Annotated in this window: 25 protein-coding genes; 5 read left to right on the top strand and 20 right to left on the bottom strand. The window is 28.4% G+C overall.

The features are described from left to right. Positions 1-5 precede the first annotated feature (5 nt). From MBORA_RS05930 to MBORA_RS10585, 6 genes are all read right to left on the bottom strand, one after another. Positions 6-629 carry a V-type proton ATPase subunit E gene (locus MBORA_RS05930; RefSeq protein WP_042694180.1) on the bottom strand — a complete coding sequence of 208 codons (624 nt, stop codon included), beginning with the start codon at positions 627-629 and terminating at the stop codon, positions 6-8. A 13-nt stretch (positions 630-642) separates the two neighbouring features. After that, a complete protein-coding gene (locus tag MBORA_RS05925) occupies positions 643-1134 on the bottom strand; it encodes an ATP synthase subunit K (protein ID WP_042694179.1) in 492 nt (163 codons plus the stop codon). A 57-nt stretch (positions 1135-1191) separates the two neighbouring features. Then, positions 1192-3195, bottom strand: coding sequence for a V-type ATP synthase subunit I (locus tag MBORA_RS05920; RefSeq protein WP_042694178.1), 2004 nt, complete (start codon positions 3193-3195; stop codon positions 1192-1194). 12 nt (positions 3196-3207) lie between these two features. Further along, entirely contained in the window at positions 3208-3522 is a 315-nt protein-coding gene (locus MBORA_RS05915) for an ATP synthase subunit H (RefSeq protein WP_042694175.1), read from the bottom strand. 164 nt (positions 3523-3686) lie between these two features. Beyond that, on the bottom strand, positions 3687-4034 hold the full coding sequence (locus MBORA_RS05910) for a hypothetical protein (protein ID WP_042694173.1): 348 nt from the start codon (positions 4032-4034) through the stop codon (positions 3687-3689). Between the two features lie 54 nt (positions 4035-4088). Next, the gene (locus MBORA_RS10585; RefSeq protein WP_155930827.1) at positions 4089-4247 is read right to left on the bottom strand and encodes a hypothetical protein; all 159 of its coding nucleotides are present in this window, start codon (positions 4245-4247) and stop codon (positions 4089-4091) included. 132 nt (positions 4248-4379) lie between these two features. Between MBORA_RS10585 and MBORA_RS05905 the strand changes: the two genes are divergently transcribed. Then, a complete protein-coding gene (locus tag MBORA_RS05905) occupies positions 4380-4715 on the top strand; it encodes a hypothetical protein (RefSeq protein WP_063720374.1) in 336 nt (111 codons plus the stop codon). On the opposite strand, the gene MBORA_RS05900 is transcribed toward MBORA_RS05905, so the two are convergent. From MBORA_RS05900 to MBORA_RS05890, 3 genes are read right to left on the bottom strand one after another with little or no spacing between them, the layout of a single operon-like run. After that, entirely contained in the window at positions 4705-5043 is a 339-nt protein-coding gene (locus MBORA_RS05900) for a hypothetical protein (protein ID WP_063720373.1), read from the bottom strand. The two genes, MBORA_RS05905 and MBORA_RS05900, sit on opposite strands and share 11 nt — an antisense overlap. Before the next feature lie 5 nt (positions 5044-5048). Further along, complete coding sequence (locus MBORA_RS05895) at positions 5049-5555, bottom strand: nitroreductase family protein (protein ID WP_063720372.1); 507 nt, start codon at positions 5553-5555, stop codon at positions 5049-5051. An 8-nt stretch (positions 5556-5563) separates the two neighbouring features. Next, positions 5564-6361, bottom strand: coding sequence for a citryl-CoA lyase (locus tag MBORA_RS05890; RefSeq protein ID WP_063720371.1), 798 nt, complete (start codon positions 6359-6361; stop codon positions 5564-5566). 896 nt (positions 6362-7257) lie between these two features. Here MBORA_RS05890 and MBORA_RS05885 point away from each other — a divergent pair. Further along, positions 7258-8673: an AlbA family DNA-binding domain-containing protein gene (locus MBORA_RS05885; protein WP_042694172.1), complete on the top strand. Its 1416-nt coding sequence runs from the start codon at positions 7258-7260 to the stop codon at positions 8671-8673. A gap of 18 nt (positions 8674-8691) precedes the next feature. Here MBORA_RS05885 and MBORA_RS05880 read toward each other — a convergent pair whose 3' ends face one another. The 6 genes from MBORA_RS05880 to MBORA_RS05855 form a co-directional block, all read right to left on the bottom strand. Further along, positions 8692-9564: a fumarate hydratase gene (locus MBORA_RS05880; protein ID WP_042694170.1), complete on the bottom strand. Its 873-nt coding sequence runs from the start codon at positions 9562-9564 to the stop codon at positions 8692-8694. A gap of 4 nt (positions 9565-9568) precedes the next feature. Then, positions 9569-10471, bottom strand: coding sequence for a U32 family peptidase (locus MBORA_RS05875; protein ID WP_042694169.1), 903 nt, complete (start codon positions 10469-10471; stop codon positions 9569-9571). Positions 10472-10476: 5 nt separating this feature from the next. Continuing rightward, positions 10477-11886: an MmgE/PrpD family protein gene (locus MBORA_RS05870; RefSeq protein WP_042694168.1), complete on the bottom strand. Its 1410-nt coding sequence runs from the start codon at positions 11884-11886 to the stop codon at positions 10477-10479. 156 nt (positions 11887-12042) lie between these two features. After that, positions 12043-12531, bottom strand: a complete 489-nt coding sequence (locus MBORA_RS05865; protein WP_042694166.1) for a hypothetical protein — start codon at positions 12529-12531, stop codon at positions 12043-12045. Continuing rightward, positions 12531-13436 carry a DUF3100 domain-containing protein gene (locus MBORA_RS05860; RefSeq protein WP_042694264.1) on the bottom strand — a complete coding sequence of 302 codons (906 nt, stop codon included), beginning with the start codon at positions 13434-13436 and terminating at the stop codon, positions 12531-12533. The genes MBORA_RS05865 and MBORA_RS05860 overlap by 1 nt, the downstream gene beginning before the upstream one ends. Before the next feature lie 208 nt (positions 13437-13644). Continuing rightward, positions 13645-14910, bottom strand: coding sequence for a tRNA(Ile)(2)-agmatinylcytidine synthase (locus MBORA_RS05855; RefSeq protein ID WP_042694165.1), 1266 nt, complete (start codon positions 14908-14910; stop codon positions 13645-13647). A 67-nt stretch (positions 14911-14977) separates the two neighbouring features. Between MBORA_RS05855 and MBORA_RS05850 the strand changes: the two genes are divergently transcribed. Both MBORA_RS05850 and MBORA_RS05845 read left to right on the top strand, forming a co-directional pair. Next, positions 14978-15919 carry a transcriptional regulator gene (locus tag MBORA_RS05850; RefSeq protein WP_042694163.1) on the top strand — a complete coding sequence of 314 codons (942 nt, stop codon included), beginning with the start codon at positions 14978-14980 and terminating at the stop codon, positions 15917-15919. Between the two features lies 1 nt (position 15920). Then, positions 15921-16316 carry a hypothetical protein gene (locus tag MBORA_RS05845; RefSeq protein WP_042694161.1) on the top strand — a complete coding sequence of 132 codons (396 nt, stop codon included), beginning with the start codon at positions 15921-15923 and terminating at the stop codon, positions 16314-16316. Here the strand turns inward: MBORA_RS05845 and MBORA_RS05840 are convergent. Next, a complete protein-coding gene (locus MBORA_RS05840; protein WP_063720386.1) occupies positions 16303-16995 on the bottom strand; it encodes an aldo-keto reductase family protein in 693 nt (230 codons plus the stop codon). The two genes, MBORA_RS05845 and MBORA_RS05840, sit on opposite strands and share 14 nt — an antisense overlap. A gap of 353 nt (positions 16996-17348) precedes the next feature. Here MBORA_RS05840 and serA point away from each other — a divergent pair, with 353 nt between their 5' ends. Continuing rightward, positions 17349-18923: a phosphoglycerate dehydrogenase gene (gene serA / locus MBORA_RS05835; RefSeq protein WP_063720370.1), complete on the top strand. Its 1575-nt coding sequence runs from the start codon at positions 17349-17351 to the stop codon at positions 18921-18923. Between the two features lie 53 nt (positions 18924-18976). Here serA and MBORA_RS05830 read toward each other — a convergent pair whose 3' ends face one another. The 4 genes from MBORA_RS05830 to MBORA_RS05815 form a co-directional block, all read right to left on the bottom strand. Then, entirely contained in the window at positions 18977-19648 is a 672-nt protein-coding gene (locus MBORA_RS05830; RefSeq protein ID WP_042694160.1) for a Mov34/MPN/PAD-1 family protein, read from the bottom strand. Then, on the bottom strand, positions 19645-20367 hold the full coding sequence (locus MBORA_RS05825) for a tRNA(His) guanylyltransferase Thg1 family protein (RefSeq protein ID WP_042694159.1): 723 nt from the start codon (positions 20365-20367) through the stop codon (positions 19645-19647). Before MBORA_RS05825 ends, MBORA_RS05830 begins: the two co-directional genes overlap by 4 nt. Further along, positions 20368-21132: an aspartate dehydrogenase gene (locus tag MBORA_RS05820; RefSeq protein WP_042694158.1), complete on the bottom strand. Its 765-nt coding sequence runs from the start codon at positions 21130-21132 to the stop codon at positions 20368-20370. 67 nt (positions 21133-21199) lie between these two features. After that, entirely contained in the window at positions 21200-21604 is a 405-nt protein-coding gene (locus tag MBORA_RS05815) for a PRC-barrel domain-containing protein (protein WP_042694156.1), read from the bottom strand. Positions 21605-21622: the final 18 nt, after the last annotated feature.

The raw sequence follows: 21622 nt of genomic DNA, 5'->3' as shown, positions 1-21622 counted from the left end.
CCTCCTTATTTAAATAATATGCTAGCAACTTCACTACGTAATACACTTTTAAATCTATCTAATCTAGATTCGATAGTATTATTTACTTCAATATATCCATTACTGGTTTTTACAATAGCTCCACCAATAGCTTCAATAGGTTCACCTAATTTAAGAGTAGTAGATGTACCAATTTCACGAGAAATATCTGAAGAGAGTTCACTTAGTTTATTTTCAATTTTGCTTGAGTCTGCACCATTTAATTGAACAATTAAATCTCCACCACCAATTTCACTAGCAGCTTCTTTTATATTTGCAATTAAAGATTGGGAGTACTCATCATCATAAGAAGAAGCTTTTGCTTTTAGCTCTTCACTAGCTTTAGTAAAAGCTGCTTCAATTACTTCTTCTTTAGCACCTAATTCGGCTCTACGAGCATTCATCTTAGCTTCGGAAATGATTTGCTGATATCTCATATCAGATTGTTTTTTACCATTTTCTAAAATTTTACTTTTTTCTGCTTCTGCAGTTTTTTCTGCACGAGCATTAATAGTTGAAACTTCTGCGTTAGCATTTTGAATGATTATATCAGCTTTCTCCTGGGCTTCAGACATTATGCTTGAAACAATTTTATCTGTGCCTGAGCTCATACAAATTGCCTCCTTAAGCTGCCGCCAATATTCCGCCGAATACCATAAGTAAAATAGCAATCAAGAAACCATAAATAGCTTGAGTCTCTGGTAATGCAGAGAAAATAATACCACGAGCAAACATGTCATTGTCTTCTACAATAGCACCAACAGATGAGGATGCTGCAATACCTTGTCCCATACCAGAACCTAAACCTGCAAAACCAATAGATGCACCTACACCAATAGCTACAATACCTGCTTCAATACTTAATGGTTTTCCAGTACCTAATAAACCTGAGAATACTAATAATAAAATAGCAATCAAGAAACCATAAATAGCTTGAGTCTCTGGTAATGCAGAGAAAATAATACCCCGAGCAAACATGTCGTTATCTTCTGCAACTGCTCCTACAGAACCAGCTGCTGCCATACCTTGCCCTAAACCAGAACCTAATCCAGCAAAACCAATTGCTACTCCAGCACCAATAGCTGCTAAAGCAGTACCTAAAGTAATTTCTACCATATTTAATTCACCTTTTTGAATATATTAATTTTATAAATTTAACTTTAAATGAAAATTTTAATTTTTAAGTTTGGTAAATGTTCTTTTTGCTTTAAAAGCTTCAAAGTTATTTTTACCACTCATAAAGAATTGAGCAAAAAATTCTACATAATTAAGACGTAATGAATTAACAAATGCACCTAATACTTGGAACGCAAAGTTTGCTATATGTCCAAAAATAAAGACAAAAATAGCTACTACAATACCTACATATGGAATCATATCGCCCACCATTACAGTTAAAATATTTACTGTCATAGCAATACCACCAGTAGCTAAACATAGTGCTAAAAGACGAGCAAAAGATAAAACATCTCCCATATATCCGAAGATATCCATAACTCCATAAGCACCATTTCCATAAACTAACATTCCAATACATGCAAGTATTAGTATAACTCCTAATATCATTCCAATCATGCCAATTGCAGGCATTACGAATCCTAAAGCTAATAATATAATACCAGCTTCTAAAACAAACCAACAAAGTTGGGATCCAATAGCTTCTTTTTTATCACCATATCTTAAATTATTGATTGTACCAACAATAAAACCAATATTAAGATAAACAATACCTACTAATATAGCAATTATTAAGATTGTATCTGGGTGAACAAATGATTCAACAGCTCCTACAATAGTAGGTAAACGGAAACCTAAAATTCTTTCTGGTAAATCTCCTAAAAAACCATTTGTAATTAAACCTAATATTATTGACCAGATTCCACATGCTACTAGAATCCAACCAAATGAATTCATTGTATCATTTAATTTACCTAAACCACGTAATAATAAAACACCTAATAAAGACACAACTAAACCATAAACTGCATCAGTTAAACAGAACCCGAAGAAAAATGGGAACATGATTGCAACAAAAATTGTTGGGTCTATAGCATTATAACGTACAGGTGAATACATACCAACGAGGAACTCATAAGGTTTTGCATACCAATTATTTTGTTGTAAAATAGGTACGTCTTCATCATCTCTACCTTCAACTTCAATAGTTTCAAAGGTACAATGTCCATCAGAACTTTTTTCAACTAATTGTTCAACTTTTTGAGTATCATCTATAGGAATCCATGCCTCAAGCATGTAAGTATCCTTAGTTTGAACAAAAGCAGAAATTATATCATTCTTATCTTTTTCATTTTCTAATTGTTCTTTGAGAGATAATATTTCATCATCCCATTCTTCTGCAACTACTCTTAAATCAGCTTTAGCTGTTGCACGTTCAGATTCAATGGATTTTAATCTATTATCAGCACTTGAAATAATTTGTTGAGGAGTACCTTTAATCTCGCCTATTTCAAGTTTCTCAAAATCGAATTTACGAAGTGTTGAATAAACATCATCACTAAATTCTTTTAAAGTCACCACTGCGATGATTACACTATTTTCTACATCACCTGGGACTGTAAATATTTCTAATTCATCAGTCAAGTTACTTAATTTAGTTTTGATTTCTGAAGCAGATTCAACATTAATCCTTCCAACAGTAACAGAAGTGTATTTAGAATCTTTTAAAAGAGCTAAATCTATGTCAATATTAGATAATTTTGTAGCTAAGCTTTTATTAGACTGTAATTCACTTGTCTCAGCGTCGAGCGTGGAAAGTTTCCCTTCAATAACACTGGTTTTACTCTCAACTTGAGCTAATATGTCTTCAGCTTTTAAAATAAAAGCATCAGTATCTAAATCTTCAACTTCCTTTTGAATAGGCATATCCGGACTAATAAAAGACATTAATTTGTCTTTAAACCCATGGCCTTCTGATATAGAATTTCCTAATAGTTCAGATATTCCATTAGTTTTCATTAAAAGTGAAGATAACTTACCAGCGTGTGAAGATGCCTTAGCAGGAGTTAATAATTCCGCTAGTTCAGGATCTTGCTGAATACCATCAGAAATATCACTGATTTGTACTAACCCTTGTTCATGGATAGCATCCACTACTTGAGTTAAATACTTATCAAGTGTAACTATTCTAATTTTACGCATTCTAACTGTCTGGAACATATAAATCTCACACTACAAAATATTTTTGACAATAAAAGAAGCAGCCTCATCTACATTCACCATAGCTTTGTCTTTTAAAGAACTTACGTTACTTTCAGACTCTGCAGCAATAGATTGTGCTTCAACTTTAGCTTTATCTTCTGCATCAAAAACAGTATTTTTCACTTCTTCTTCTGCTGCTTGTTTAGCTGAGGAAATTGTTTCTTCAGCATTTATTTTTGATTCAGTGATTAAGTCCTTTGATTGGGACTCTGAATCAATAATAATTTGTTCAGCATCAGATTCAGCTTTTTTTATCATTGCGATTGCGTCTGATATCTCTGCCATAATTAATCACCATGGTATAGTTATCTTTATCGAGCGCTATATATATCTTTTACTATAAATATTATTAAAAATAGATAAAATTTAAATTCAGATAAAAAAAACATCTAAAAAAATAAGAATTACTTAAAAAAATTGATAAAAATGAAATAAAGATATTATAATTATCAATAAAACCATTTTAAAATACTTGCAGGTAATTTTTGAATATAAGCAAGAATAGCTATTATAACAATAATAAAACCAATTATAAGAAAAGAAATTCCATATAGGTTATCTAAAAATAAATATCCACTAACACCTATGATTAAACCTTCAAAAAAGAATATTGCCTTTGTCCAAGATTTATTATATAAAATTAAGGAATATGCAACACCTAACATTATTAAAATAATAGCAGTGACAATAATTTCATTAGTTATTAGTTTTGCAGTTATAACTTGATAAATTCCCCAAATTATTAACATAATAGCTAATATAAACCCTAAATTTTTAATCATTTTAATATTCGACATTTTAACTCCTAGGGTTTATTTTATTACTTTATAATATTTATATATTTAAGTAATTTAAGCCGAAGCAGAACCACTATCTGAAGCATTACTTACATTAACTTCAATCAAAGTCCCATTAATTACTATCCAAACACTTCCATTACTATCGTTTTTTAAATTATCAGCTGATGAATTACCAACAACATCATCATTGTTTTCATCAATAACATTCATGTTAAATAAATAGCACTAAACACTATTAAAATAGAAAAAAATAATATCAATATTTTATAGTTAAAATTAAACATTTTTCCACCTTAATAATATTTATATTATTATATATTAAATAAAGAATTAGTGATTAAAATGCAAAGAGCTGTTTGGATTATTTTAAATCCCAATTTTTCATTGACATTAGATGGGGAAATATCGAATAATAAAGTTACCGACAAAAAATTTAGTGTTGGATCCGATTTATGGACAAATGAACTTCCAGAACTTAAATTTAGTAATAAAAAATTACAAAAAGATTATGATAATTTTATCAAAGATATTATAATATTTTTTAGTGAAAATAAATCTAATGAAGTATTTATAAATGCAAAACTAGGTGAAGAATCTGAATATGATAATAATCTTATAACAAATCATTTGATTATAAGAAAAATAGAAGAATATGATGTAGATGAAATTATAAAATAGCATTGGCTTTTTTTAAAACTTCATCCATTGTATTAAACTCTAAATCATCACCAGTTTCTGTTTTGGTATCTGTTGTTATTAATACATATGGAGATGCCCATAAATAACTATAAGTAAAATAAGCCAAGTTAATAAATATAATTGGATAAAAATAGAATAAAGCAATTAATAAAGATATTGCATGAACTAAAATGTTACCATAACGTTTTTTCTTTTTTAAAATATAATGTTCATCTTGTTCTATTGTTTTAAACTTTTTTAAAGCTAATTCATTAGAAATATTATTCATTTCTTTTGAATTTCTAGCATTTAATATTAAAAGATCCATTTTATCTAAATATATGTAACAAATTCATCTAAATCCATTCTTGGAGTATTCCTTGGTTCTGCATTTCCATATCCAAGAGGTGTAAATAAAACTGGTTCTTCATTATCAGATAAATTTAAAAATTTTCTAGCTTCATCTGGTTTAAATGCGCCAATATAACAAGTTCCAAGACCGACATCAGTAGCTGCAAGAATAATATGATCCATTACAATTGTTGCATCAATATCTGAAATATTTTTATTATCCCATTTACGAACCCAAGCTTCATCTTTTTTAGAAACAACACAAATTACATATGGTGCTTCAACAAACCAAGGAGCTGAGTAAATTTTAGATAATGCTTCTTTATTTTTTTTAGTATCTATTACAAAAACTTTAAATGGTTGGTAATTTACTCCTGTAGGAGCTATTGTAGCTGCTTTTAAAACATATTCTAATTTTTCTCTTTCAACTTCTTTATCCAAGTATCCTCTAACACTATATCTTTTGTTAATTACATCACTAAATTCCATATCAATCACTAATATCCATCATAAATAATATCATCTAAGTCACAAAATCGTCTAAATTCATCTTCTTCCATTGTTTCTTCATGAGCATGAGCTATAATTCCAGGAATTCTACCAATTATAAAAACACCTAATCCTAAATCTGGACTAAATCCTAAATCAGATAAAATAGCTGCATTTGCTCCATCAACATTAAGCCTAATATTTTTTCTTTCATGAACTAAACCTTCAAGAGCTAAAGCTAATTTAATATGAGGTCCAACAAAACCCTCCCTTATAACTATTTCCATTAATTTATCTGCTCGTGGATCTACATTATGATACCTATGCCCAAAACCAGGTATTTTTTTATCTTGTGATATATATTCATTACAAATATCAATAGCTAAACTAGCTATTTGAGTATTATCAAAATCAGAATCGTCACTTAAAACTAATGAATTTATTCTAGATTGATATAATTCCATAGCTTTCTCAATAGCTCCTGCATGTTTATGGCCAAAAGAAAGTAATGCACCAGCTACAGCAGAATTCATTGGAGAAGCGGAAGATGCAACAAGTCTTGCAGTCTGAGTACTTGGAGGAGTCGCACCATGATCACAAAATGAAACTAAAACCTTGTTAAAGATTTTTCCTTCCTTAATAGATGGCAATCTACTTTTTAAAAGTAAGAATACCATGTCACTATACCTTATTTTTTCTATTAAATCTCTTTGATTATAACCTCTAGTGACAATTTTATCTCTTTCCACCTTAGAAATAGCTGTTTTTAAAAAATGAGGATTTATTCTAAAATTATTATCAGACATGATTTGATTTTCCTATAATTTATAATTATATAATAAATAGTTATTATTATACTTACTCAAAAAGTTACCTCTCCAAATACTTATTTTTAATAACAAATAATGATATAAATCATATTTTATATAACTAAATATTTAAAAATTATCAAAATATTATCATTCCTAACTTAAAGGTTTTTCATGTAATTATTTTTAATCATACTCTGTTTAAATAGCATGATTATATTATTAATATTTATTTCAATGATTTTGTATTTAAAATTATTATTTTAGCATTTAATAGATTTTTAGGTGGTTTTATAAGATTAAGTCTATAAATTCTATTGTTTTCATTATTAATAGTTGTTTCAACAATTTTAGCAGTTAAAAGATAACTGGATCAACATCGAAAAGAAGAAACTCTCACACGAATCTTTTTCTCTTTTAAAAGACTTTTACCATAAAAGGGAACTTTTTTCGAGTAATCCTGTTACATCAATAACATATTCTTTGGAGAGAAACCTCTCAAAACTAATGAAAAACTCAAATAATTAAACGATCAAATAAAATACATCTATAACTCAACCCATTCACACCAATTCGTGACTAAAAATCCTCCAATTACCATGAATATTTATAACAAATACATGAAATAAACCATTTTAATAATTAAAATAATCAATAAGTAAGTTATAACTAATCAAAAAATAATTAACGTATAATTAACTAAAATAAAAGAAAAATGTGGAAAAAATAAAGAAATTAGTGAATTAAAAAAATTTTTCTTAAGTTTTTAGAAATGACTTTCCTAGAAAAAATTTTAAAAGAAGAAATATAATATATTAAACAGTAGATATAGGAAAAAATAGACTGATTTAAAATTATTTTTTTATATAAAATTTTACTTGAAGATGGTAAAAATGACTTCAGAAGAAATAAAAAAACTTATTCAAAAGGGAGAAAAAATAGATGTTGAGTTTAAATCATCGAAAGATGCTTTAACAAAAGACATTTATGATTCAGTCTGTTCTTTTAATAATAGAAATGGTGGACATATATTATTAGGAGTCAATGATGATAAAGAAGTTATTGGAGTTAGTTCAGATAAAATTGATAAAATTATCAAAGAATTCACAACAACCATCAATAATTCACAAAAAATTAATCCTCCATTATATTTAACACCAATTGCAATGGACATAGATGGAAAAACAATCATTTATATTAGGGTTCCTGAAGGTTATCAAGTATGCCGACACAATGGAAAAATTTGGGATAGATCTTATGAGGGAGATATAAATATTACCGATAATTTTGAACTTGTCTATAAAATGTATGCAAGAAAAAAAGGCACTTATTATGTTAATAAAGTATATCCAAATCTTGGAATTGATTTTTTAGATAAAACAATTATTGAAAAAGCAAGAAAAATGGCAATTGCAAGAAATCAAAATCATGTATGGAAAGATATGGATGATGAAGAACTACTTAGAAGTGCTAATTTGATTTTAATTGATTCTGAAACTAGGCAAGAAGGAATTACATTAGCAGCAATTTTGCTTTTCGGAAAAGATAATGTGATTATGTCTGTTTTACCCCAACATAAAACAGATGCAATATTTAGAGTAGAAAATAAAGACAGATACGATGATAGAGATGTTATTATCACAAATCTAATTGATAGTTATGATAGGTTAATTAAATTTGGTCAAAAGCATTTGAATGATTTGTTTGTTTTAGAAGGTATTGTTAATGTCAATGCAAGAGATAGAATACTAAGAGAAATCGTTTCAAATACATTAGCTCATCGTGATTATTCAAGTGGATTTCCTGCCAAAATGATAATTGATGATGAAAAAATCATCATTGAAAATAGTAATTTAGCTCATGGAAATGGAGCATTAGATTTACAAAAATTTGAACCTTACCCTAAAAATCCACCCATTTCTAAAGTATTTAGAGAAATCGGACTTGCTGATGAACTTGGATCAGGTATGCGAAATACATATAATTACACACAACTCTATTCAGGAGAAAACCCTATTTTTGAAGAAGGAGATACCTTTAGAACAATTATTCCACTTAAAAAAATTGCTACTCAAAAAGTTGGTGGGAAAAATGTCGCTCACGATGTCGCTCACGATGTCGCTCACGATGAGAATGATCTTGTGGAATTTATAAAAAACAAAATCAAATCAAATAATAAAATTACAAGACAAGCTATTGCAGATGAAGCAGGAGTAAGTAAAAAAACCATAGAAAGACATATGAAAAAAATAAACAACTTAAAATATGTTGGCAGTGGAAACAATGGACATTGGGAATTAAATGAATAGTAGTTTACCACAAACAATTTATAATTTTAATGTTGCAACACGCGGTTCAACAAAACAAGATGGTCGTATAGATACTATTCTTACTCCACTTGCTCTTTGAGGTCCAATATTAACATAACTACCTAAAACTGTTGTTTTACCACCAAAACCTAATGGACCAATTTTTGTTTTATTTAATTTTCTTGTAATATAATTTTCAGTTTCACTTTGATAGTTAAGATTTCCATAAGCTATTGATTTTAGCATTAAAGAAGATGCTTCAAAATGTGTTCTTCCAATCCCAATTGATGGAATTGATGGAGTGCAACCAAGCATTACTAAAGACTCACTAATCCAATCGATTATGGTATTGGTAACATTCTCAAAAGAATGTTTATGATATACTCTATAAGTTTTAGCTCGTATTTCAGGACCTCCACCTTCAAGTAATAAATGAATATTTAATGTATCTGGTGAAATATCTCTTTTATATGTGGAATCATCATTTGAAGAATCTATTAAAAAAGAAACAGGTCTAAGCATTCCTGCAGCATCAAATAAACCTTTGCTTTGTTCGATTCTTTCAATATCATCACCTTGAACTGCCATTGGACGAGCTGGAAGATTATTTAATCCCAGATAAATTCCTTCATTAATTTGGTTTATTAAATCACCTGTGATTTGTCTTTTACTACCTAATTCAATAATAACATGTGGTATTCCAGTATCATCACATAATGGGAATTTAGTTTTACTAGCCACAGTATAATTTTCTAAGATCTGATTTAATACCCATTTAGCATTTTCATTATCTTCTATTTCAACTGCTCTTTTTAATGCTTTTAATTTATCATTAGAAAGACTTGTAGAAGCTTCAATAACTAATTTAGAAACATCTTCGACAACGTCCATAAAATCACTCGGGAACTGCTAAGTCTTTTGATTTATTAGGGGATGGTACACTATCAGGACAATACTCATCAATAACTCTTTTAACAAGCCCCATTTGTTTTATACGAGCTATAGCTTCTTTTTCTGTTGTGTCCCAATTATGACTTTTAGCAACAAACCCACCTGTTTTTAAATATACTGGAGAGGCTACTTTTATAAAATCTGGAACTTCATAATGCCTTATAAATCCTCCAGTCGATTTAGGATTTTCAGTATGTAAGTCAATAGCCATATCAACAGAATTTCTAATAGCTGCTATCATTGGGATTTGTAAATCTCGTACTGGATTTAATGAGTTGAGTCCATTTTCTTGAAGTAATTTTGCAGAAGCAGGATTAGCATGTCCTGCATGAGCAGAAAGTTTAAAATGAAGATTATTTGGAAGTTCACCAGCCATTCGCATCTTATTTAAACAAAAAAGCAATCCTTCATCATATAATAAAATTCCTCGAACACCTAATCTACATGCTCTTTTTACATCTTCTATTGCATAAACTAAATTATCATATCCCCTAAGGCGATATCCAATCCTACTGCCTTCTTTAGTGTGAACAGTAGCAGAAGTATCATAAGTTGCCCTTGGACCCACTGCTAAGAATAATTCACAAGTATAGTTTTTTGCTAAATTAACCATTTCAGATATATCATCATCACTTAAAAGCATTATTCCTTTAGTTTGAGTTACCCTATGAATAAAAATATTTTCCTTAGATGATTCTGTTAAAAGGGCATTCATTGTTTTAGGAGATTGAATTCCTGGAACTTCAAAACGAAATTGTCCACCATCTGCAAATCTTTTTTTAGATACAAAATCAGAATCAGTTTCTTCAATACCAATTTTTTTTAAGAATTCTCTTGTTTTTTCCATGCTATCTACTCATTAAGTTTCTCAATAACATATTTCATAGAATAATCTTCAATATTATCAATAATAGTTAACTTATTAATATCATAATTAGGATTCAATCCTTTAAATTTATCAATTAAATCTTTTAGTTGAAATGGATTTTCAAAATCTCCTTTTGGAAGTAATGTGATATTTTGAAAAATACCATTTCTAAATGTATCATCCAATTTAATAATAACATTAGATGGTCTTTTATTTGGATATAATTCATTTAATTTATCATCAGTAAGAATAACAGTTTTACTAACCAAATTTTTAATATCATTTACAACATCTACAGTAGAATAATTATCTAAAAGACCATAATCTATTAATTTATTTACATCATCTACACTAACATCTCCAACAACTAAAGTAATGGCCACTGCATAAGCTAAACTTTGTTTTAATTCCTCTAAATTTTTTGGATTAATATTATCATGTTCAGCTGCAACAGAATATGTTTTAATAGCAACATTATCAATGTGTTTATATTCCTCCCCAATACTTGCCTTTAACTTTAATGCTGTATCAATAGATGAATGCAGATGTCTACAAAACGGATATTTTTTAAAGTAAATATCTTGAATACGAACAGACCCAATATCTCCAAGTACACCATCAATAGAAAAGTCTTCTTTAGTATAATCAACATTATTAAAAACCATTGTTTTTAAAAATCCTTCATTACCCTCAAAAATACCTTCAGCACCAGTGAATCCATTTCTTGAAAGGAAGGTTGATAAAATTCCATTATAAACTGCTTTTCCAACATGTAAAACTTTACCCATAGAACCACCATGATCTGATTCTAAAAGACCTGCAGCTTGAGTTCCACACAAACCAAGAGCATTGATAATTTGCTCTTCATCAAGATTAAGTAACTTTGAAGCTACAACTCCAGAAATAATTGTTCCAATAGTTCCAGTTGTATGAAATCCATTGTTTCTATGCTTAGGATTAACAATTTTTCCAAGTAAAATTCCAACTTCATAACCTACAATTACACCTTCAATAAATTCTTTTCCAGTTAAATTATAACTTTCTGAAATAGCTATTGCTGTTGGAAATATAACTGAACCTAAATGAAGTTGAGCAGTTCCATGACCATCATCAAGTTCTAAAACATGAGCTGAAATCCCATTTAAAAAAGCAGCATTTAAAATATTAGTTTTAGTATTCCTACCAATAATTGAAGCATTTATTTTTGAGTTTAAATTTTTAGAAAATATTTCATCAATAGTATTTAAAGCTATAATTGAAGCATTTTCATTACTTCCCCTATATGTAACACCTAAAAAATCTATAAACGCAGCTTTAACCGTATTAATAGATTCCGCAGATGCCTGTTCATAATGATAATTAGAAGTAAATTTAGCAATATTTTTTAAAAACATAACTCACCTTAATATATATTAGTAAAAAGTAGTATTAAATAGTTAAGTTATGAGTCAATCCTTTAAAAAAAGTATTATAAAATACTACTTTATATTTAATTCATAATACCTATTAGAATATCTAGAAAAGATATGTTTAAATTGAAAAATAATAAATTAAACAGAAACTCCTGTGAAAACTAAAACAATGTGTGCTACAATAGCTGCACCTAAATAAGTTGATGCAATAACTAAAATAGTTATAATAACTGCTCTCCAACCTAATACTTTAAATTCATCCCAACTTTTACCTATTCCAATACCAACATATGCTAAAAATACAGTTACAATAGATAAAAGTTCTATTTGAGATACATAATGAACAATGAATTTAGATGTGGGAGACCCTGGAAATGCTAGTAATATACCCATTATACTGATGTAGAGAATTGAAGAAATATTAAATGGAAGATATCTTTCCATCCAAACACCGGCTAAAGTTATTAATGATAATATGAACATTCCAATTAAAGAATCATACATAGGATGTTTATAACCAACATAATTACCAATAACTGTAATAATTGAAAATATAGTAAGTAACAAGATCCAATTAAAAATACCAGTTACAGTTACATTTTCAGATCCATCTATTAACTCAGGCATTATTCTTCCTCCTCAATAGATAAACTTCTATTTTTACCCAGTTTAGGCTCTAACCAATGGTACATTTTCTGAGTTAATGGAAGTGCAATAAATATAACTATATAAATACCTACACAAAATGAAAGTAAATTACTAAAACCAGAAAATGCTTGAATATTTGTTTCAAGTCCTGGGAAAGCTGCAAGAGTTGGACCAACAGAAGCTGCATTCATACTTGCACTACCTACACCACTAGCCATTGCAAATGCATAAGGATGTAGAGGTAAAAATGAAATAGATAAACTTGTAAGAAAACTAATAAATATTGTTCCGATTACAGTTCCAACAATAAATACTGCTAAAACACCTCGAGATTCAGGTGAATTAAACCCAAATTTGTCAATAACAACTGCAACTTCAGGTTCACGACCGATTGAACTTACCATACCAATTGTTTCTTCCTTAAAACCTAAAAGAAGTGCAACTGGAAGTGCTACAAAAATAGTTGCAAGATGCCCCAATTCTTGTAAAATTAGAGCTGGACCCATTTCAAATAGAATACCAATTGATTGACCACTCGCTACTGCTAATTTAGCAATCAATACACCAATAAAGAGCATCATAGCCCCTTCAGCAATTTTTGCTTGTTTCTTTTGAATCCATTTAATTGGTTTAGCTAAATAAAATACTAAACCTAAAACCATTGAATAAATCAATGGCATAATAGAAATAGAAATACTTTCTGAGAGTTTTATATGAATAGGACCGATTAATTCTGCAATAATTACCAAAACAAGAATAGTTAAATGCAATCTATAATCCTTCCATGGATTTTTCCTTAAAATATGTTTATCGGTTTTTTCCCTATAAATATGTTCAATATTAGTAGTGTTTTCTTTATTTTCTGTAATATACACCCACTCCAACATATGTAAAAAAAAATTATAATCTAACTTTTCCTCATAATAATTTTTTATAACATAATATATAAATTAATCGAATTAAAAGTCAAAAAATTCACAAAATATGAATAAAAATAGCTAAAACTAATAAAATAGTTCATAAAAAGTGAAAAATATAAAAATCTCTTAAAACAAATATAATTAAAAATAAAAACAAATAAATTCTAAAAAACTATAAATTAAATCGGCAAATTGGTTTTGATAAATGTCGCCTAGCAGAAACTGGAGTTTCATAAAACGAAGAGTTTTTTAATCTTCTTTCAATTCTAATTTTAAGTTTTTCATTTGACTTAATTTTATTCCCACATTTCCTGCATTTAAAACCTTTATTTTTTCCAGCAGAAGTCATTCTTTTTCCACATTTGCAGATTGGATTTTGATATTGAAACACATTTAATTTGATAACTTGAAATTTTTCAATATTAAAAGTGTTTTTCTCCCCAATACCACCATAAAGCTTAATAATATCTCCAGGACGTAAATCTGAAACCGTTTTTCTAAATGATTTTGTTGGTTCATATGCTCCACATTCAATATCTGATGTTTCATCAAAAATATAAAAAAATAAATGACCTCCATCAATTATTCTAGGATTGTTTTTAACAGTTCCTACTACTTCATAACATCCATATTGTTTCATTGATGCAATATTTTCTGCTTTTTGAATATGCATGTCTGTATGTTGATTTGTTTTAAAAATACAGTAGTCTTGAATTTCTTCATTAACTTTTACCATATTTTTAGCCTTTAATAAAACATCAGGAGTATTAGATCTAATTCCATATAAAACTGGACAAGATGTTTTAGGTTCAATTGCAACATACTTTTCCTCATAATCAATATTTTCAAAAGTATCTGGAAAAGTTTGCCTATCCATATTATAAACAGATTCATAATCAATTTGCCTTTTAGACCCATAGTTTTTAGGAATTCTATATGTTAACAATTCATAAGTAAAATCATCTAAAGCCAAACTAATAGCTGCAATAGAACCAATAATCCCCCTACCTTTTTTAAATTTGTGCATCTCACATCCAACAGACTTTCCAAATTCATAAGCCTCATCAATAGTAATAAAAGAATAAATAGCTCTTAAAGCGTAATCCCTCATTTCTTGAGTAATATCTCCATCATAAAAAACAACACCAGGATTTGTATTATCACAATCAAATACTGATAATCTTTTAACTTCACTTAAAACTATTTTTTTAGCCAGATCAACATTATTATCATTTAAAATCTTAAAAGAAACACCACCATTACCACGTGTCTTAAATTTTGCAAAAGGATTTAATCTTATTAATCTAGGATAACCAATAATATCGATTCCATTATCATGTAACTTATTAATAATTTGACTAGCTAAATATGTTGTACACATTCCATCAGGAGAATCTGTATCATCAATTCCAATATGTAAATAGTTAATTATAATCACCTTAAATTATATAAAATATATTAGCTTTATAATTAATATATAATTTTAATTAAATAAGAGGTTTTGAATGTTAACTCGAAGTAGAATGCTACAAGAAATTGAAAACTTACTTAAATTAGAAGGATATAAAACTTCAGATATTTACGAACAAGGTTCTTTTGATATTGTAGCTCGTAAAAACTTATTAATTTTACTTTTAAAAACATTTTTAAATATAGATAGTATTAATGAGAGAAATGCTTATGAAATGAAACAATTAGCTAATATTTTCTTAGCATCCCCCATCATTGTTGGTGCAAAATCTAGAAATGGACTTTTAGAAGAAGGAGTAATCTATGAGAGATATGATATTCCAACAATTAACTTCGAAACATTGAAAAATATGATTATTTATAATGAATATCCTGAAATTCTTGCAGACAGAGGAGGATACTTTGTTAAAATTGACGGTAATATTATAAAACAATACCGAGAAGAATATTCCCTTTCATTAAAAGATCTAGCAGATTTAGCTCATGTATCTAGAGCTACAATGTATAAATACGAAAATGAAATCGTTCGTGCAAATACAGAAACTGCAATGATTTTAGAAGAAATTTTAAATACAAAAGTAACCCTTGATATAGATCTTTTAAAACAGCCAACAGAAGATGTAATTGAATATAACCAGATTGGAGAAGGAACTGATGATTTATCAAAACTTGGATATGGAGTTATATTAACAAATAAAAGTCCTTTTGATGCAGTAGCTAAAATAAAAAGCTCAAAAGATCTTTCCACACTAATAACTAATATTGAAAAAAATAGAAGCGAAAAAACTTTAAAAAGAATGGCAATACCTCTAAAAGACTTATCAATGGTAACTACCTCAGAACCAGTATTTATAATAAATAATGATAAAATTAAAGAATCTCTTAATAGTATTCCTGTAATAAAATCTTGGGAATTAAAAGAATTTGAACATTCAAAAGAGTTATTAAAAATGATTAGAGAAAGAAAAGAGAGATAGTATGGAAGATTTAAAAATAGATGGACTTAAAAACTACCCAATTAAATGGGTTTGTAATTATCAGGGACAAAAAGCAATAGGTATTTGTGGATACTCTCAAAAAGTTGCCATGTTTGCATCTGATGAGAGAGTAGCACATATTCTAGATGATATAGTAATCGGTACTGATGAGGCTCAAGAAGGTTACGGTTGTGAAGAAAAAAATAGATGTTGTAACTTTACCTGCGAATACTGTCAAATAAACCCAAGACAATACCTACAAATCACAAGCAAAAAGCCATCTAATAAAAATATAAAAGATTTAGATGAAGGTTTAAAAAAATTAAACCAAGAATTTAAACAAAAAAATATTGTTCCGTTTAAAGAGTATGAAATAGTTGATTTTAAAAATCCCTAAGAAGTGAAAAATCTTTTTTAGCCTCTTCTTTTTTAGCTACTCCTATTGCAACACAATCAACATAATTAAGTTTTTTAAAAAAAGCAAATGCTTCTTCAGGCATCTGAATTCCAGCTGCAAGAATCTTAGTGGCTATTATTTTTTTATTTAGTTCAATTATTTTTTGCCTAAATTCTTCTCTTTGACTTGGTAAAAATGATTTAATATCCATCATATATGATAAAAAATTTAATGGAATCATATAAAAATCAAACAAATTTAAATCCAAATTTTCTTTAATTAAATCTGTTGTTTTAGATGGAAAAGCAGTTATTAACCCCGATAGAGAACCAATATTATTAATTTCAGATAAAATTTCAGAAGTCAATTTCCAATCATAACCATCAACAATAAATTCATCAATTAACATTAAAGGACAATCATAATTTGAAAATAGCTCAATATCACCTTCCCAATCAACTTCTTTAGCTACATCATAATTAGGCATTAAATAATCAACATCAGACTTGCCAATAGTAGCTATTACTTTCATTTCACAACCTTCCTCACAAGCAATATCATAAGCTTTTAACAAAGGTTTTTTATTTACTAAATTTATTGCTCTTACTCCTTGGTTATAAGATTCAATAATGACATCAGCAATATTATGAGGGTTATTCATTAAATCAAGTTGATAAATCCTAGATCTATGGCCAAAATAATCTTCAGCAATAAATGGTGCATGACCTAAGATTGTTTTTGGTATATTCTTATCTTTAAATTCTAAATTGCCATTGAAAATAATAATCACCTATAAAATATCTTTGAATAACAGTATTATAAATAAATAGCTATTTTTAAAAATTAAGGGCCAAAGTTTTAATAACTACCTTATATTTACCCCATTTATAAAATAAAGCTATGTTACTTCGTTAATTTAAATAAATTAATTAAGTTTATAATTAATTAATAATTTTCTTTAATTTTAAATATAATAAATAACATAAATTTAATCAATGCTTATTATTACAAATTAATTTTTATGGTGAAAATATGAAAGTACTTATTGCTGATGCAATTAATGAAAAGGGTATTGAAAATCTAAAAAAAGTTGCTGAAGTTGTTGTAGACACTAGCATCACCCCTGAAAAGTTAGTAAATACTATTAACGAATATGACGGAATTGTAGTTAGGAGTCGAACAAAAGTTACAAGAGAAGTAATTGAAAATGCTTCAAACTTAAAAATAATCGCAAGAGCGGGTGTTGGAGTAGATAATATTGATTTAAATGCAGCTACCGAAAAAGGAATTATGGTAGTTAACTCTCCAGAATCAACTTCAATTACTGTAGCTGAACACACCATGGGATTATTACTTAATGTTGCTCGTAAAATATCAATTGCTGATAAATCTGTAAAAAGTGGAAAATGGGAAAAGAAAAGGTTCATGGGAGTTGAACTTAGAAAAAAAACTCTTGGTATAATTGGAATGGGTAGAATCGGTTCTCAAGTAGTTAACAGATGTAAAGCCTTTGAAATGGATGCAATGGCATATGATCCATACTTACCTAAAGAAGTTGCAAAACAAATGGGTGTTGAGCTAACTGATTTAGAAAGTGTTCTTAAAAATGCTGATTTTATTACAATACATGTACCACTTACTCCTGAAACAAAACATTTAATTTCAACCGATGAATTTGAAATAATGAAAGATTCTGCATTTATTGCTAATTGTGCACGTGGTGGAATCATTGATGAAGAAGCACTTTATGTTGCTTTATCTGAAAATAAAATTGGTGGAGCTGCACTTGATGTATACGAAGAAGAACCACCTGCAAAAGATTCTAAATTATTAGAACTTGACAATATTGTATTAACTCCACACATTGCTGCTTCTACTAAAGAAGCTCAAAGAGACGCCGCTATTATTGTTGCTGATGAAATTATCGACTTATTCAAAGGCGGAACACCTCAAAATGTTTTAAACATGCCACGTATTGACAATAATACTTTCCAAGAATTATCTCCTTATTTAGAATTAGCTGAAAAATTAGGTAGTTTTATCTCCCAAGGAGTTAATGGAAAATTAAAAGAAATTGAAATCATCTATAGTGGAGATTTAGCTGAAATCGATAATCTTGAACTTTTAACCCGAACTGTAATTCAAGGAGCAGTAAATCCATTTTTAAGCTCCCCAGTTAATACTGTTAACGCTACATTAGTAGCTAAAAATCGTGGAATTAGCATTACTGAAGGTAGAAAAAATAATGCAAAAGGATATGAATCTTTAATTAAAGTAATAGCTAAAAGTGATGAAAATACATTCTCTGCTGAAGGAACCACATTACATGAAGCCAGAATTTTAAAAGTAAATGGTTATTGGGTAGATGTAGTGCCAAAAGGACACATGTTTATTGCCAAATATGAAGATGTTCCAGGCAGTATTGGAAAAATTGGCACCAAATTAGGTAAACATGATGTCAACATTGGAATTATGCAAGTTGGAAGAGATAAAAAAGGTGGAAGAGCCATTATGATTTTAACTTTAGATAAAGAAGTTCCAAATGATGTTGTTAAAGAAATTCAAAACTTAGATAATGTGTATGAAGCTATTAGATTAGAATTATAAAAAACAATGGATTATTTTCACCACGTTGTTTTTTTTATTTTTTAAAATTGAAATTATTCTTTGGGTTTTCGAGTAACATTTTTTATATTACCATTTTTATCAATTTGTATAAAAAGAACTTCATTTGGCGAAGCTGTAATATGATTATTTTCATATTTAGAATACTCATCAGATTTCTCATCATCTAATGTTTTAAAGAATTCATCATCTTCTTCATCAAAAAAGCCAGGTTTAAAATCATCATTATCATTTACAATATCATCTTCATCAAAAATATCTAATTCATCATCATCAATTAAATGACTATAATCACCAACTGTATAATCCTGATTATTCCCATACCTATCATAAGCTTTAAATGTTTCTAAACTATAAGGAAGACATACTATCATGTGAAAAAAGCCATGTTTGGAAAATGTTTGTAAATCTGCACCAGAAGGATCTGCACTTGGTCCTGGATGTGAATGTACACTACCCCAATATTTCATAGCAGTTGGTAACATTTCTGTATGGACAACAGCTCCAGTATGACCAGTTTCTCCAGGTAAAAATATTAAACTAGTAATATATAGTACCTTATCAATTATTTCACCATCAAAAAAAGCTAAAAATTCATCAGGAAAAGCTTTTTTAGCATAGTATATTACAGATTCAAGAACTTCCCTGTCAACTCGCACTTCTCTAAATTCTTCACCATTATTAAATAATTTTGAAAGAAAGCTCATTTTATCACATTAATTTCTTTGAAAAACTTTTCATTAAATATAGGAATATTCCAATCAGCATTTATAAAACTTCTATTGGAAACTTGTTTTTTATTTTCTTTTTTGTTATATCCTTCTACTTTTTTAATAGATCTATATATTGCAATGCCTCTTTTTTTATAATTATCAACATCATTTAAGTTAATATTGTCCTGAAACAATAATTCATGGATTTCATTTGATTTGAGTCCTTTTATTTTATCACTAGCTTCATTATCTGAATATTTAGATTTTAAAAGCCAAATCCCATATGAATTAATACAATTTTTCCAAGATTCATCTTGTCTCCATTTAAAATATTTAACAATATTTTCATCAACAACAGGAATAATTCTACTATCAAAAGCAACAGCTTTTTTTATATTTTTATTTAAATGCATCATAAATGAAGAAGAAGCAAAACTAGCTATTACTGAATCTAATTTTTCAACACGACCATTAAAAGGAATATTATCTAACAATATATTAATTTCATCAGAAAATGTGTAAATAAATGAAGCACCAAACTCTTTAAACAAATCCACACATACACCTTCCATTAATTTATAAAAATCTTTATCATAAGGCTTTTTTAAATTTAAATTATTAGCTAATGCATGGAACGCTCTACCATCCAGTCTTACAATGATTTTAGAATTTATTGGAACCTTTAAAGCTGAATAAACTTCATATTCTTTCATTTACATTCCCACACTAATAGTTTCATTGAAACTTTTAAGTAATTTAATAGCTGAAAGTGCTGCTAACATACTTGTTTTTGGATTAGTAGAACAAGGATAATTCATAGTAGTGGTTTTAAACTCACCAAAATCTCCACGAACAGTAATTTCATGAACATTCCTATCTACTTTAGGATCTACAATAATTTTTACATTAATATCCTGATTACAAGCTAAACTAATTGTTGCAGCAACATTAATATTAAATGGGAACTTTTTAACAGCATCAGAAGCTTTACCTTCAAACAGTACCTCTTCAGTATTAATATCTTTTCCAAGTGACTTTGGTGATTTGCGTGTTACAAGATTTACTTCTTCCAAATTAAAATTAGCTACAGCTTTAATTCCATCTAAACCTACAACAGCACCTGAAGGTAAATGTATTCTAGCATTATTATCTTTAGCTATTTTTAACGCTTTCATGTAAAATTCTTTATCCATAAATGCTCCAATACTCATAATAATCATGTCACATCCATGTTCTAAAATTGTAGGAGCATATGTTTTAACAGAATCTGGAGAAGCACATTCTAAAACCAAATCAACATCGTTAAGCATATCTTTAAAATCTAAAACAGCAATTCCATTAGCCAATTCTGCTAAGTTCTCTGCTCGCTCAATATCACTATCAAAGAAATATACAACATCAATACCACTATCTTCAGAAGTTATATTACTTATAATAATATTAGCAATAGCTCCACAGCCAATAATACCTATTCTCATTAAAATCACGACATAAGTACTAAAATAAAAAAAATTAAATAAAAAAAGAAAATTGAAGATTAAATAATCAGAATTTATCTATATCAAATTGAGGTTTATTATCAATTTTTTGTTGAGCTTCACCCTCAACATTAGGAGCAACAGCTTCAGGAATAGGGTTTTCTGGAGATATTTTTTTCATATCACGAGGATTAATTAACATAATATCCCCAATAGCTTGTACCTTATCAAAATCAACAGTTAATAAATCGCTTTGATAAGATCTTACATGTGCTTCCTCTGGAGCTCCCCTAATAGTTTCTCTAAATTGATCAATAATTCCAACAGGTCTTCTTTCTTGCTCAATAGCTCTTACTTGCAATTTAGAAATAGTACCTAATCTAATATTAAGAACAATGTCTTCAACTTTTCCAACATAGTGCCCAGTATTTGTGTATATGTCTAAACTACGTAATTTTGATACTTCAACCATTTTTTAACACCACTGATA

Origin of the sequence: Methanobrevibacter oralis (assembly GCF_001639275.1) — an archaeon.
In the GTDB taxonomy this organism is placed as follows: domain Archaea; phylum Methanobacteriota; class Methanobacteria; order Methanobacteriales; family Methanobacteriaceae; genus Methanocatella; species Methanocatella oralis.
The sequence above is the reverse complement of the archived record's forward strand: the minus strand, read 5'-3'. Positions and strand labels throughout refer to the sequence as shown.

Coding starts and splice junctions, on each gene's coding strand:
- MBORA_RS05930 (WP_042694180.1), bottom strand. CDS start 629: ATGAGCTCAGGCACAGATAAAATTGTTTCAAGCATAATGTCTGAAGCC.
- MBORA_RS05925 (WP_042694179.1), bottom strand. CDS start 1,134: ATGGTAGAAATTACTTTAGGTACTGCTTTAGCAGCTATTGGTGCTGGA.
- MBORA_RS05920 (WP_042694178.1), bottom strand. CDS start 3,195: ATGTTCCAGACAGTTAGAATGCGTAAAATTAGAATAGTTACACTTGAT.
- MBORA_RS05915 (WP_042694175.1), bottom strand. CDS start 3,522: ATGGCAGAGATATCAGACGCAATCGCAATGATAAAAAAAGCTGAATCT.
- MBORA_RS05910 (WP_042694173.1), bottom strand. CDS start 4,034: ATGTCGAATATTAAAATGATTAAAAATTTAGGGTTTATATTAGCTATT.
- MBORA_RS10585 (WP_155930827.1), bottom strand. CDS start 4,247: ATGAATGTTATTGATGAAAACAATGATGATGTTGTTGGTAATTCATCA.
- MBORA_RS05905 (WP_063720374.1), top strand. CDS start 4,380: ATGCAAAGAGCTGTTTGGATTATTTTAAATCCCAATTTTTCATTGACA.
- MBORA_RS05900 (WP_063720373.1), bottom strand. CDS start 5,043: ATGGATCTTTTAATATTAAATGCTAGAAATTCAAAAGAAATGAATAAT.
- MBORA_RS05895 (WP_063720372.1), bottom strand. CDS start 5,555: ATGGAATTTAGTGATGTAATTAACAAAAGATATAGTGTTAGAGGATAC.
- MBORA_RS05890 (WP_063720371.1), bottom strand. CDS start 6,361: ATGTCTGATAATAATTTTAGAATAAATCCTCATTTTTTAAAAACAGCT.
- MBORA_RS05885 (WP_042694172.1), top strand. CDS start 7,258: ATGACTTCAGAAGAAATAAAAAAACTTATTCAAAAGGGAGAAAAAATA.
- MBORA_RS05880 (WP_042694170.1), bottom strand. CDS start 9,564: ATGGACGTTGTCGAAGATGTTTCTAAATTAGTTATTGAAGCTTCTACA.
- MBORA_RS05875 (WP_042694169.1), bottom strand. CDS start 10,471: ATGGAAAAAACAAGAGAATTCTTAAAAAAAATTGGTATTGAAGAAACT.
- MBORA_RS05870 (WP_042694168.1), bottom strand. CDS start 11,886: ATGTTTTTAAAAAATATTGCTAAATTTACTTCTAATTATCATTATGAA.
- MBORA_RS05865 (WP_042694166.1), bottom strand. CDS start 12,531: ATGCCTGAGTTAATAGATGGATCTGAAAATGTAACTGTAACTGGTATT.
- MBORA_RS05850 (WP_042694163.1), top strand. CDS start 14,978: ATGTTAACTCGAAGTAGAATGCTACAAGAAATTGAAAACTTACTTAAA.
- MBORA_RS05845 (WP_042694161.1), top strand. CDS start 15,921: ATGGAAGATTTAAAAATAGATGGACTTAAAAACTACCCAATTAAATGG.
- serA (WP_063720370.1), top strand. CDS start 17,349: ATGAAAGTACTTATTGCTGATGCAATTAATGAAAAGGGTATTGAAAAT.
- MBORA_RS05830 (WP_042694160.1), bottom strand. CDS start 19,648: ATGAGCTTTCTTTCAAAATTATTTAATAATGGTGAAGAATTTAGAGAA.
- MBORA_RS05825 (WP_042694159.1), bottom strand. CDS start 20,367: ATGAAAGAATATGAAGTTTATTCAGCTTTAAAGGTTCCAATAAATTCT.
- MBORA_RS05820 (WP_042694158.1), bottom strand. CDS start 21,132: ATGAGAATAGGTATTATTGGCTGTGGAGCTATTGCTAATATTATTATA.
- MBORA_RS05815 (WP_042694156.1), bottom strand. CDS start 21,604: ATGGTTGAAGTATCAAAATTACGTAGTTTAGACATATACACAAATACT.